At 52.8% G+C, this 13,361-nt stretch carries 8 protein-coding genes, 2 tRNA genes and 2 rRNA genes; 2 read left to right on the forward strand and 10 right to left on the reverse strand.

Annotated elements, in window-relative coordinates; all coding sequences use genetic code 11:
* Positions 1-84: 84 nt before the first annotated feature.
* The 4 genes from JL661_RS17050 to JL661_RS17065 all read right to left on the reverse strand — a co-directional run bounded on the left by JL661_RS17050 (position 85) and on the right by JL661_RS17065 (position 5,195).
* Positions 85-2,996 (reverse strand): 23S ribosomal RNA (locus JL661_RS17050).
* A gap of 311 nt (positions 2,997-3,307) precedes the next feature.
* Positions 3,308-3,383, reverse strand: a tRNA-Ala gene (locus JL661_RS17055).
* Positions 3,384-3,509: 126 nt separating this feature from the next.
* Positions 3,510-3,586: transfer RNA gene (locus JL661_RS17060), tRNA-Ile, on the reverse strand.
* A gap of 66 nt (positions 3,587-3,652) precedes the next feature.
* Positions 3,653-5,195: ribosomal RNA gene (locus JL661_RS17065) — 16S ribosomal RNA — on the reverse strand.
* Together the 16S and 23S rRNA genes with 2 tRNA genes alongside form the textbook arrangement of a ribosomal RNA operon.
* Before the next feature lie 595 nt (positions 5,196-5,790).
* On the opposite strand from JL661_RS17065, the gene purH reads away from it, so the two are divergent.
* A complete protein-coding gene (purH, locus tag JL661_RS17070; protein WP_062773315.1) occupies positions 5,791-7,380 on the forward strand; it encodes a bifunctional phosphoribosylaminoimidazolecarboxamide formyltransferase/IMP cyclohydrolase in 1,590 nt (529 codons plus the stop codon).
* A 16-nt stretch (positions 7,381-7,396) separates the two neighbouring features.
* On the forward strand, positions 7,397-8,680 hold the full coding sequence (gene purD, locus JL661_RS17075) for a phosphoribosylamine--glycine ligase (RefSeq protein WP_036419191.1): 1,284 nt from the start codon (positions 7,397-7,399) through the stop codon (positions 8,678-8,680).
* Positions 8,681-8,705: 25 nt separating this feature from the next.
* Here the strand turns inward: purD and JL661_RS17080 are convergent, their stop codons facing one another.
* The 6 genes from JL661_RS17080 to nudC form a co-directional block, all read right to left on the reverse strand.
* Positions 8,706-9,365, reverse strand: a complete 660-nt coding sequence (locus JL661_RS17080; RefSeq protein ID WP_015422415.1) for a DUF1481 domain-containing protein — start codon at positions 9,363-9,365, stop codon at positions 8,706-8,708.
* Between the two features lie 44 nt (positions 9,366-9,409).
* Complete coding sequence (hupA, locus tag JL661_RS17085) at positions 9,410-9,682, reverse strand: nucleoid-associated protein HU-alpha (protein ID WP_004242271.1); 273 nt, start codon at positions 9,680-9,682, stop codon at positions 9,410-9,412.
* A 182-nt stretch (positions 9,683-9,864) separates the two neighbouring features.
* Positions 9,865-10,455 carry a YjaG family protein gene (locus JL661_RS17090; protein WP_004242272.1) on the reverse strand — a complete coding sequence of 197 codons (591 nt, stop codon included), beginning with the start codon at positions 10,453-10,455 and terminating at the stop codon, positions 9,865-9,867.
* A gap of 6 nt (positions 10,456-10,461) precedes the next feature.
* Positions 10,462-11,196 carry a deoxyribonuclease V gene (gene nfi / locus JL661_RS17095; RefSeq protein WP_225310139.1) on the reverse strand — a complete coding sequence of 245 codons (735 nt, stop codon included), beginning with the start codon at positions 11,194-11,196 and terminating at the stop codon, positions 10,462-10,464.
* A 34-nt stretch (positions 11,197-11,230) separates the two neighbouring features.
* Positions 11,231-12,298 (reverse strand): uroporphyrinogen decarboxylase, encoded by a 1,068-nt coding sequence (hemE, locus tag JL661_RS17100; protein WP_004242275.1) that lies wholly within the window; start codon positions 12,296-12,298, stop codon positions 11,231-11,233.
* Positions 12,299-12,390: 92 nt separating this feature from the next.
* Positions 12,391-13,173 (reverse strand): NAD(+) diphosphatase, encoded by a 783-nt coding sequence (gene nudC / locus JL661_RS17105; RefSeq protein WP_004242276.1) that lies wholly within the window; start codon positions 13,171-13,173, stop codon positions 12,391-12,393.
* Positions 13,174-13,361 lie beyond the last annotated feature (188 nt).

A 13,361-nucleotide genomic window follows, 5' to 3' on the forward strand; every position in this document is an offset into this window, starting at 1 on the left:
TTTCACAGTGAATGACTTCTGCCTCTTCACTGTGCTGAAAAATCTCTCTAATCGTCTCTCAACTCAAAACACCTTCGGTGTTGTCAGGTTAAGCCTCACGGTTCATTAGTACTGGTCAGCTCAACGCATCGCTGCGCTTACACACCCAGCCTATCAACGTCTTAGTCTCAAACGTTCCTTCAGGACCCTTAAAGGGTCAGGAAGACTCATCTCGAGGCAAGTTTCCCGCTTAGATGCTTTCAGCGGTTATCTCTTCCGCACTTAGCTACCGGGCAATGCAATTGGCATCACAACCCGTACACCAGTGGTGCGTTCACTCCGGTCCTCTCGTACTAGGAGCAACCCCTCTCAATCTTCCAGCGCCCACGGCAGATAGGGGACCGAACTGTCTCACGACGTTCTAAACCCAGCTCGCGTACCACTTTAAATGGCGAACAGCCATACCTTGGGGACCTACTTCAGCCCCAGGATGTGATGAGCCGACATCGAGGTGCCAAACACCGCCGTCGATATGAACTCTTGGGCGGTATCAGCCTGTTATCCCCGGAGTACCTTTTTATCCGTTGAGCGATGGCCCTTCCATTCAGAACCACCGGATCACCAAGACCTTGCTTTCGTACCTGCTCGAGCCGTCACTCTCGCAGTCAAGCTGGCTTATGCCTTTGCACTAACCGCATGATGTCCGACCATGCTTAGCCAACCTTCGTGCTCCTCCGTTACTCTTTGGGAGGAGACCGCCCCAGTCAAACTACCCACCAGACACGGTCCCCGATCCAGATTATGGACCCGGGTTAGAACATCAAACGTTAAAGGGTGGTATTTCAAGGATGGCTCCGTGCAGACTGGCGTCCACACTTCATTGCCTCCCACCTATCCTACACATCAAGGCTCAATGTTCAGTGTCAAGCTATAGTAAAGGTTCACGGGGTCTTTCCGTCTTGCCGCGGGTACACTGCATCTTCACAGCGAGTTCAATTTCACTGAGTCTCGGTGGAGACAGCCTGGCCATCATTACGCCATTCGTGCAGGTCGGAACTTACCCGACAAGGAATTTCGCTACCTTAGGACCGTTATAGTTACGGCCGCCGTTTACCGGGGCTTCGATCAGAAGCTTCGCCTTGCGGCTGACCTCATCAATTAACCTTCCGGCACCGGGCAGGCGTCACACCGTATACGTCCACTTTCGTGTTTGCACAGTGCTGTGTTTTTAATAAACAGTTGCAGCCAGCTGGTATCTGCGGCTGGCTTCAGCTCCGTGGGTAAACCACTTCACCTAGTGCCAGCGTGCCTTCTCCCGAAGTTACGGCACCATTTTGCCTAGTTCCTTCACCCGAGTTCTCTCAAGCGCCTGAGTATTCTCTACCTGACCACCTGTGTCGGTTTGGGGTACGATTAATGGTAACCTGGAGCTTAGAGGCTTTTCCCGGAAGCAGAGCATCAATCACTTCACCACCGTAGTGGCTCGTCGTCACGCCTCAGTGTTAACAACCGACCGGATTTGCCTGGTCAGTCCACCTGCACGCTTAAACCGGGACAACCGTCGCCCGGATGATTTAGCTTTCTCCGTCCCCCCCTTCGCAGTTACCACCAGTACGGGAATATTAACCCGTTGCCCATCGACTACGCTTTTCAGCCTCGCCTTAGGGGTCGACTCACCCTGCCCCGATTAACGTTGGACAGGAACCCTTGGTCTTCCGGCGTGCGGGTTTTTCACCCGCATTATCGTTACTTATGTCAGCATTCGCACTTCTGATACCTCCAGCAACCCTCACAGGTCACCTTCACAGGCTTACAGAACGCTCCCCTACCCAACAATATTTACATATCGCTGCCGCGGCTTCGGTGCATAATTTAGCCCCGTTACATCTTCCGCGCAGGCCGACTCGACCAGTGAGCTATTACGCTTTCTTTAAATGATGGCTGCTTCTAAGCCAACATCCTGGCTGTCTGAGCCTTCCCACTTCGTTTCCCACTTAATTATGACTTTGGGACCTTAGCCGGCGGTCTGGGTTGTTTCCCTCTTCACGACGAACGTTAGCACCCGCCGTGTGTCTCCCGTGATAACATTCTCCGGTATTCGCAGTTTGCATCGGGTTGGTAAGTCGGGATGACCCCCTAGCCGAAACAGTGCTCTACCCCCGGAGATGAGTTCACGAGGCGCTACCTAAATAGCTTTCGGGGAGAACCAGCTATCTCCCGGTTTGATTGGCCTTTCACCCCCAGCCACAAGTCATCCGCTAATTTTTCAACATTAGTCGGTTCGGTCCTCCAGTTAGTGTTACCCAACCTTCAACCTGCCCATGGCTGAGATCACCGGGTTTCGGGTCTGTACCTGCAACTAATTCGCCCAGTTAAGACTCGGTTTCCCTGCGGCTCCCCTATCCGGTTAACCTTGCTACAGAATATAAGTCGCTGACCCATTATACAAAAGGTACGCAGTCACACCCGAAGGGTGCTCCCACTGCTTGTACGTACACGGTTTCAGGTTCTTTTTCACTCCCCTCGCCGGGGGTTCTTTTCGCCTTTCCCTCACGGTACTGGTTCACTATCGGTCAGTCAGGAGTATTTAGCCTTGGAGGATGGTCCCCCCGTATTCAGACAGGATAACACGTGTCCCGCCTTACTCATCGGACTCACAACACCAGTGCTTTCAGATACAGGGCTATCACCTGCTGTGGCCAGCCTTTCCAGACTGTTCTCTTAACACTGATGCTGATTAAGGTCCTGGGCTGCTCCCCGTTCGCTCGCCGCTACTGGGGGGAATCTCGTTTGATTTCTTTTCCTCGGGGTACTTAGATGTTTCAGTTCTCCCGGTTCGCTTCATTACCCTATGTATTCAGGTAATGATAGTGCAACGAATTGCACTGGGTTTCCCCATTCGGAAATCGCCGGTTATAACGGTTCATATCACCTTACCGGCGCTTATCGCAGATTAGCACGTCCTTCATCGCCTCTGACTGCCTAGGCATCCACCGTGTACGCTTATTCGCTTAACCTCACAACCCGAAAGTGTCTTTCTGGACGGGTCGCTGCGCGTCATAATTTCTTTGTCGGGCAGTGCTCGCAATGCTCACATACTGATGTATGCTCCGCTTGCTGTGCGCTGGTCTCCGCGAAATTATTTAGCTCGCTTCCCCTCGAAAGTGAGTACTTTCAAAGTTGTTCGGCTGAGAGACTCATCAATATTACCTCGGTGATAATATTGATTGTTTCAATTTTTCAGCTTGTTCCGGATTGTTAAAGAGCATAATAATTCACAGCATACCGTTTCCGGTAAACTCTGAATTATTTTTCAGATATCAGATAATGGTGGAGCTAAGCGGGATCGAACCGCTGACCTCCTGCGTGCAAGGCAGGCGCTCTCCCAGCTGAGCTATAGCCCCATTATTTGGTTTTCCCGGGCGTGTCTTTTCATCATGAAAAGAGGAAACCGCATTGAGACAAGGCATGGAAAGGCGAAGTTTACTAAGGTAAACGAGTCTTTTCATGACGCAGTATCAATTCGGTTTTGGTAGGCCTGAGTGGACTTGAACCACCGACCTCACCCTTATCAGGGGTGCGCTCTAACCACCTGAGCTACAAGCCTATTCCCGGTATCTGCTTCTTTCTATCAGACAATCTGTGTGAACACTCACATTCAATACCAACTAGGTAAGGAGGTGATCCAACCGCAGGTTCCCCTACGGTTACCTTGTTACGACTTCACCCCAGTCATGAATCACAAAGTGGTAAGCGCCCTCCCGGAGGTTAAGCTACCTACTTCTTTTGCAACCCACTCCCATGGTGTGACGGGCGGTGTGTACAAGGCCCGGGAACGTATTCACCGTAGCATTCTGATCTACGATTACTAGCGATTCCGACTTCATGGAGTCGAGTTGCAGACTCCAATCCGGACTACGACGTACTTTATGAGTTCCGCTTGCCCTCGCGGGGTCGCTTCCCTTTGTATACGCCATTGTAGCACGTGTGTAGCCCTACTCGTAAGGGCCATGATGACTTGACGTCATCCCCACCTTCCTCCGGTTTATCACCGGCAGTCTCCTTTGAGTTCCCGCCATCACGCGCTGGCAACAAAGGATAAGGGTTGCGCTCGTTGCGGGACTTAACCCAACATTTCACAACACGAGCTGACGACAGCCATGCAGCACCTGTCTCAGAGTTCCCGAAGGCACCAAAGCATCTCTGCTAAGTTCTCTGGATGTCAAGAGTAGGTAAGGTTCTTCGCGTTGCATCGAATTAAACCACATGCTCCACCGCTTGTGCGGGCCCCCGTCAATTCATTTGAGTTTTAACCTTGCGGCCGTACTCCCCAGGCGGTCGACTTAACGCGTTAGCTCCGGAAGCCACGCCTCAAGGGCACAACCTCCAAGTCGACATCGTTTACAGCGTGGACTACCAGGGTATCTAATCCTGTTTGCTCCCCACGCTTTCGCACCTGAGCGTCAGTCTTTGTCCAGGGGGCCGCCTTCGCCACCGGTATTCCTCCACATCTCTACGCATTTCACCGCTACACATGGAATTCTACCCCCCTCTACAAGACTCTAGCTGACCAGTATCAGATGCAATTCCCGGGTTAAGCCCGGGGATTTCACATCTGACTCAATCAACCGCCTGCGTGCGCTTTACGCCCAGTAATTCCGATTAACGCTTGCACCCTCCGTATTACCGCGGCTGCTGGCACGGAGTTAGCCGGTGCTTCTTCTGTCGGTAACGTCAATTGCCAAGGTTATTAACCTTGACACCTTCCTCCCGACTGAAAGTACTTTACAACCCGAAGGCCTTCTTCATACACGCGGCATGGCTGCATCAGGCTTGCGCCCATTGTGCAATATTCCCCACTGCTGCCTCCCGTAGGAGTCTGGGCCGTGTCTCAGTCCCAGTGTGGCTGATCATCCTCTCAGACCAGCTAGGGATCGTCGCCTAGGTAAGCCGTTACCTTACCTACTAGCTAATCCCATATGGGTTCATCTGATGGCGCGAGGCCCGGAGGTCCCCCGCTTTGGTCCGAAGACATTATGCGGTATTAGCTACCGTTTCCAGTAGTTATCCCCCGCCATCAGGCAGATCCCCATACATTACTCACCCGTCCGCCGCTCGTCAGCAGAGAAGCAAGCTTCCCCCTGTTACCGCCCGACTTGCATGTGTTAGGCCTGCCGCCAGCGTTCAATCTGAGCCATGATCAAACTCTTCAATTAAAAGTGTCTGATGCTCAAAGAATTAAACTGTTTACTGCTGCTTATTTCTAAGCTGCTGTATTGGTCACTCTTCAAGACTTCTCAAAAATAATATTTTTTGTGATATGTCCTGCGAGTGCCCACACAGATTGTCTGATAAATTGTTAAAGAGCAGTTGCAACCTTCGCTGCCGTTGCCGGTCTTCTGCGTTGTTGCGAGGCTGCGTATATTACGTTTTCAGCCCCTTTGAGTCAAGCGTTGTTTTTCAACTTTCCGCTTTTTCTCTTTCTGCCGGACCGCGTGTTAGCGCGTTGTTCCGTGTCAGTGGAGGTGCATTATAGGGAGTCGATTTCAGAAGACAAGTGTTAATTTTCGATTTTCTGACTGTTTGCTGCATTCCCCAGCAAAACCCCTGTTTATACCGGGTTACACACAAAGTTATCCACAGATGGTAAAAAATCACAAAATTCACAAGCAACACGCAAACGTTTGCGTTACAATCTGCTGCATTCGTGTACCGTTGCTTTTTACTCCGGGTTTTGAAATCTTATGAGATACACCGATTTCACCTGCAACCTATTGTCATTTATTCGTTGAATTCAAGGGATCCAAACTCATGCAACAGCCTCGCCCTATCCGTCGCGCCCTGCTCAGTGTCTCTGACAAAACCGGCATCACTGAATTTGCTCAGGCTCTTTCCGCCCGTGGTGTTGAATTGTTATCAACCGGCGGTACTGCCCGCCTGCTGGCTGACGCCGGTCTGCCGGTGACTGAAGTCTCCGATTACACCGGTTTTCCGGAAATGATGGACGGACGTGTCAAAACCCTGCATCCGAAAGTACACGGCGGGATCCTCGGCCGCCGCGGCACCGATGATGAGATTATGGCGAAGCATCAGATTTCCGCTATTGATATGGTGGTTGTGAATCTTTATCCGTTTGCGGAGACCGTGGCAAAACCCGGCTGCACATTGGAAGACGCGGTTGAAAATATCGATATCGGCGGGCCGACCATGGTGCGCTCCGCCGCGAAGAACCATAAAGATGTGGCGATTGTGGTAAAAAGCAGTGACTACAGCAATATCATTGCCGAGATGGATGCCGGACAAAACAGCCTGAGTTTTGATACCCGTTTTGACCTCGCCATCAAAGCCTTTGAGCATACAGCTGCCTATGACAGCATGATCGCCAACTATTTCGGTCAGAAAGTAAAACCGTACTTCGGCGATACCACTCAGCCTTCCGGCCAGTTCCCGCGCACCCTGAATCTCAACTTTATTAAAAAACAGGATATGCGCTACGGCGAAAACAGTCATCAGAATGCCGCCTTCTATATAGAAGAGAATATTCAGGAAGCCTCCATCAGTACTGCTGTGCAGTTACAGGGCAAAGCCCTCTCTTATAATAATATTGCTGATACTGATGCAGCCCTTGAATGTGTGAAGCAGTTTGATAAACCAGCCTGTGTGATCGTCAAGCACGCCAACCCGTGTGGCGTGGCCGTTGCCGATAGCTTACTTACCGCCTATGACAATGCCTTCAAAACTGACCCGACCTCCGCATTCGGCGGTATTATCGCCTTTAACCGCGAACTGGATGCCAAAACGGCGGCAGAAATTATTGAACGCCAGTTTGTGGAAGTGATTATTGCCCCGTCCGTCGCGGAAGATGCGCTGCCGGTTCTCGCGGCAAAACAGAATGTCCGCGTGCTGACCTGCGGTCAGTGGCAGCATCCGGCTGCCGCCCTTGATTTCAAACGGGTGAACGGCGGTCTGCTGGTGCAGGATCGCGATCTCGGGATGGTCGGTGATAACGACCTGAAAGTGGTCAGCAAACGCCAGCCGACAGAGCAGGAACTGAAAGATGCCCTGTTCTGCTGGAAAGTGGCGAAGTTTGTTAAGTCCAATGCCATTGTTTATGCAAAGAATAATATGACCATCGGCGTGGGTGCCGGTCAGATGAGCCGCGTTTACTCCGCGAAAATTGCCGGCATCAAAGCCGGTGATGAAGGGCTGGAAGTGGCGGGATGCGCCATGGCATCCGATGCGTTCTTCCCGTTCCGTGATGGTATTGATGCGGCGGCTGCCGTTGGTATTACCTGCGTGATCCAGCCGGGTGGCTCCATCCGTGATGATGAAGTCATTGCAGCGGCAGATGAACACAATATCGCGATGATTTTCACCGGCATGCGCCATTTCCGTCATTAATACCCGGAGCTGACTTATGAATATCCTGATTATCGGTAATGGCGGACGCGAACACGCGCTGGCCTGGAAAGCCGCACAATCCCCGCTGGCAGCCAATGTTTATGTCGCGCCCGGTAATGCCGGTACCGCACAGGAACCAAACCTGACCAATGTGGATATCAGTGCGACAGATATTGACGGTCTGGTGGCCTTTGCCCGCGCCAATAATATCGGCCTGACCATTGTCGGCCCGGAAGCACCGCTGGTGATGGGTGTGGTTGATGCATTCAATGCAGCCGGTCTGACTATCTTCGGCCCGGCCAAAGGTGCCGCGCAGCTGGAAGGTTCCAAAGCATTCACCAAAGATTTTCTGGCGCGTCACCATATCCCGACGGCGGACTATCAGAACTTTACTGAGGTTGAACCGGCACTGGCTTATCTGGACAAAACCGGTGCACCGGTGGTGATCAAAGCTGACGGCCTGGCGGCCGGTAAAGGCGTGATCGTCGCCATGACCCTGAAAGAAGCACAGGACGCGGTACATGACATGCTGGCCGGTAATGCTTTCGGCGATGCCGGGCACCGCATTGTGATTGAAGAGTTCCTGACCGGCGAAGAAGCCAGTTTTATCGTCATGGTGGACGGTAAAAATGTGGTGCCGATGGCGACCAGCCAGGATCACAAACGGGTCGGTGACAATGACACCGGGCCAAACACCGGCGGTATGGGCGCTTACTCCCCGGCACCAGTGGTGACCGATGCCGTTCATCAGCGGGTGATGGAAAAAGTGATTTACCCGACCGTTGAAGGTATGGCGGCGGAAGGTCACACCTATCAGGGTTTTTTATACGCCGGGCTGATGATTGATGAACACGGCGAGCCTAAAGTGATTGAATTTAACTGTCGCTTTGGTGACCCGGAAACCCAGCCGATTATGATGCGGTTACAGTCAGACCTGGTTGAACTCTGCCTTGCCGGTGCACAGGGAAAACTGGCGGGAAAAACCTCGCAGTGGGATCCGCGTCCGGCGCTTGGTGTGGTGATGGCAGCCGGTGGTTATCCGGGTGATTACCGTAAAGGTGATGTGATCAGCGGACTGGATGTTCAGGAAGCAGACTGCAAAGTTTTCCAGGCCGGAACAGCACTGAAAGAAGGTGCGGTTGTGACTGACGGCGGCCGGGTGTTGTGTGTGACGGCACTGGGTGAGGATATTGCTCAGGCGCAGAAACAGGCTTATGCCGCACTGAAACATATTCACTGGGATGATGCATTTTGCCGCAGTGATATCGGCTACCGTGCTATTGCCCGTCTGAATAAGTAAACCACGTTAATACCCTGCGGGAGATTTACAGTGAATCTTCCGTAGGTTCCCATTTACAGAAGTTATCATTTGCCGCCAGCAGAATTTCCCGTCCTTCCGGTGAATCCAGCCATGCAATGTAGATAGGTGATGCGCTGCTGCGCTGACGCTTCGCCAGGAACTGTTCTGTTTCCGCATCAAACTCAATGTAGGATTTATTACCCTGACAATCCGTGACATAGCTGTCACGCCACTGCCCCTGTTTCAGCCGGATATCACCGATCACCAGTGCGCTGTTAAGTGTCAGCTGTCTGTCCGCCACAAAGGTCATCCGGGTGATTTCGTCTGCGGTCAGCGGGGATTTATGCCCGTCTTTATCACGCTGCATAAAGATGGTATTGCCCTCGTGATCCAGCCGTATCTGTTCAGAAAAACCGTTATCGCCCAGATATTCTGCACGGATCTGCCAGAGCTGGCCTCTGCGGTATTCATAAACGGTGACGACGGTCTGTTGTCCGCTGCGGTAGGGACTGAAAACACTCATCAGGACACGGGGTTGGTTGTCAGCGTTGAGACGCCACATTCTGACAGCGCCGTCGTCCGCGATATAACCGGACGCGCTGAAGGGAGGAAGGTCAGGCTGAACAGAGCAGGCGCTGAGCAATGAGCCAAAGCCCAGTGCAAGCAGCCCCTGTCTGATCAACAAAAGGGGACGAAATCCCCCTCTATCAATCTGTTTTTGCAACGCAATTATTTTACTGAATCTTTCAGTGCTTTACCGGCAGTGAAAGCAGGCACGTTTGCTGCTGCAATTTTGATTTCTTTACCGGTCTGCGGGTTACGGCCAGTACGCTCTGCACGATGGTTAACTTTAAAAGTACCGAAGCCAACTAATTGTACAGCATCGCCTTCTTTCAGAGAGTCAGTGATGGCCGCCAGAGTTGATTCCAGCGCTGCTTTAGCTTGTGCTTTAGACAGCTCTGCTTTTTCTGCGATAGCATCAATCAATTGAGTCTTATTCATAAAATATCCTTACAGTGTGTTTATCGTTTGCAAAGCATCGAGTGCGTCGGATGTGCCTTTTGACAGCCCTGATACACGCGCCCCGATAGCCACTTCTTTTCGCCCCCCACTGTAGACCAGAGACGGGGCAATTGTGAAGCCTTTAACACCGGCATTTATAGGCTTAAATCACGTTTTTTGATTTAATCGCCTAAACTAACGCCAATATTGCTGATCCCCGCATCCCGGAGATCGGATTTCAAGCCTTTTATCAACTCAATATCGCGCTCTTCGCAGGCGGCCAATAAGCGGTAAATTTCCCACTGAATGTCCCACTCTTCTTCAACAGCAGGCAATTCATTTAATTCGTCGTCGGACATTTCGCGTCCGGCTTGTGTCATTTCCAGTACCGCGACAGTGCCGACTGAAATCTCACTGACCGCAATAGCGTGCTCCAGTGTTTCCCCGCTCAGGCGGGTATGGATAAGCTCACTGAGTGCCGCGCAGGCATCAATCGCCGGATACACACCGTAGATATCATAGTCGTCTCCATCAGGGATAATGTCTTCCAGCTTTTCCAGCTGGTTATCAAAGTTCACTTTTGCGTCTTTGACAGTCAGGACTTCCCAGATGAGATCCAGAATACGCCGGTAAAGCGACGGATCGGTAAACCCGGTCTGCTGACAAAAAACGGCATAATTCGGGTACATTCTCTCGCACAGACAAGCCGTGAAGGTGAGATGCTGCCAGCTTTCCAGTTTTTCCAGCCGTAAGTGGATCGGGTTCTTTAACATTCCGCTTTACTCGTTACTCTGATGTGAGCCGCAGTTTACCTGAAAATCCGTGATATCCACATCTTTACGTGGAAAATCGGGAAATTTCTGTTTCAACCGGACAAAAAATGTTCGATTTGAGGCAATACCATCAGCCCAGCGGGTCGGTTCAGGCAGGCGATAGCCGCGCGTCAGGGCTTTTACCCAGGTCAGTGCGGTGTCAATACTCATATGATGACCGGGTGAAATGAACAGCGGATTGCAGCGGTTTTTGCTGCGCCAGACCCAGCCGAGCGGCTCACCTTTGTCTGTCAGCAGCGACTGTGCACCGGCCTCTTCCGCCAGCGGTTCAAACGTGCCGCATAACCGGCTTTTGGCCACACCAATAGCGGGTAAATCCAGCAGAACCCCGAGATGACCGGCAACGCCGAGACGGCGCGGATGAGCGCGCCCCTGGCCATCCACCAGCACCAGGTCCGGTTTTAAGGTCAGTTTCTCCCACGCGGCAAGTGCGGCAGGGATTTCACGGAAGGAGAGCAGCCCCGGAATATAGGGCAGTTGTGTGGGAATACGGGCGGTCTGATACTCCGCCACCTCCAGTTCAGGCCAGGTGAGGATCACCACGGCAGCCCGGGTGACGTCCCCCCCGTCCTCAAAGCCGATATCCACCCCCGCAATATAGCGGGGATTAAGCGGTACATCCTGCAGACTGACCCGTTGTGCCAGTTCCGTCTGCCGGGCTTTCAGGGCGCGGGTATCGATGGCTGTCATGGTGACCTCCGTGGTCTGTCAGTGATCAACCCTGATGATATTTAGCTGACAGGCGGTGAACAGATTCAACGAATGCACCGGCATGCTCAGGCGGAACATCCTGGTGGATGCCGTGTCCGAGGTTGAACACATGCCCTTCGCCCTGACCAAAACCGGCGAGGATAGATGCCACTTCCGCTTCGATACGGGCAGGTGATGCATAGAGCATGGACGGATCCATATTGCCCTGTAACGCCACTTTGCTGCCGACCCGGCGGCGGGCATCCGCGATATCTGTGGTCCAGTCCAGCCCCAACGCATCACAGCCGGTTTCTGCCATCGCTTCCAGCCACTGTCCGCCGCCTTTGGTGAACAGAGTGACCGGTACACGGCGACCGTCATTTTCGCGGATCAGACCATCGACAATCTTGTGCATGTAATTGAGTGAAAACTCACGGTAATCACGCCCGGTCAGCACGCCGCCCCAGGTATCAAAGATCATCACGGACTGCGCACCGGCTTTAATCTGCGCATTGAGATAGAGGATCACGCTGTCCGCCAGTTTATCCAGCAGCAGGTGCAGGGTCTGCGGTTCGGCATACATCATCTTTTTGATTTTGGTAAAGGCTTTGCTGCTGCCGCCTTCCACCATATAGGTTGCCAGTGTCCACGGGCTGCCGGAGAAACCAATCAGCGGCACATCGCCGTTCAGGGCTTTGCGGATGGCGCGCACGGCATTCATGACATAACCGAGTTCCTGTTCCGGATCCGGCACCGGCAGTTTTTCAACATCACGGGCATTCTGGATCGGATGCACAAAGCGCGGCCCTTCACCGGTTTCAAAATAGAGCCCGAGACCCATCGCATCAGGAATGGTGAGAATATCGGAAAAGAGAATTGCCGCATCCAGCGGAAAACGACGCAGCGGCTGCAGAGTTACTTCACAGGCCAGTTCGGTGTTTTTGCACAGCGCCATAAAATCCCCCGCCTGTTCGCGGGTGGCTTTATATTCAGGCAGATAACGCCCGGCCTGGCGCATCATCCACACGGGGGTGACATCCACCGGCTGACGCAGTAATGCCCGCAGATAGCGGTCGTTTTTCAGTTCACTCATGACAGACTCCAAAAAGTTGTTGGCCGCGTAACGTATTGACGTCCTGAATAAAACCCATTGTAGCACGCCTGCCGCCCGGGGTCAGGGCGGTGTTACGCGTCTTCGTCATCCTGACGGCACAGTACGACTGTATCTTCAATCAGACGGCGGGCAATGGTATCCGGCGGCGGAATAACCGGCAGATTATCATAGCGGTACCAGTCTGCACTGAGCAGCTCTGACGGATCGTGATGAATTTCACCATCCGCATAATCCGCCAGGAATCCCATCATCAGCGAGTGCGGGAACGGCCACGGCTGCGAGGAGACATAACGGATATTCTGAATCTCAATCCGGCTCTCTTCCATCACCTCACGGGCGACAGCTTCTTCCAGGGTTTCGCCGACTTCGACAAACCCGGCGAGTACGGTAAACAACGGCGCGCTTTTGTGGCGGCGGTGCTGTGCAAGCAGAATAGAGTCATGACGGCGGATGCCGACAATAATACACGGCGCTATCTGCGGATAGTAACGTTCGCGGCAGCTGTCACACAGACACGCCCACTCACTTTCACTGTATTTCATCGCCGCACCGCAGTAGCCGCAATAACGGTGCGAGCGGTAGAATTCCGCCAGTTGCACGCCGCGTCCGGCCATTTTGAAGAGGTCATCATTCTCTGCGGCAATAATGCGCGGCGAACACATATCGGAACGCATTTTTTCGCGGATCAGCCAGACCGGCAGCCCCTGCCACTCCCCGATACGCACCGCCGGTTTCCCGGTCAGCATCCATTGTGCCGCACTGCCCTCCGGCAGTTGTCCTTCCGGCAGCCAGACGCGGTTATCCGCGCTGATAACCCAGTAGCCGGTTTCATTGCCCGTTAAAATCTGCTGCATAATAGAGACATCATGTTAATGAAATAATAATGGATTAAATCATACTCCGTTTGCGGGGAGAATACTCGGCATAACGGGGCATGCATTTCCCTGTCACCCAGCTGTCAGAAAAGTGTCACACGGGTGTCAGTTGCCTGTCACAAACGCGTCATACCCTAGCCTCACCACTGATACTGAATCAGTTAACT

It is taken from the genome of Morganella morganii (genome assembly GCF_019243775.1).
In the GTDB taxonomy this organism is placed as follows: Bacteria; Pseudomonadota; Gammaproteobacteria; order Enterobacterales; family Enterobacteriaceae; genus Morganella; species Morganella morganii.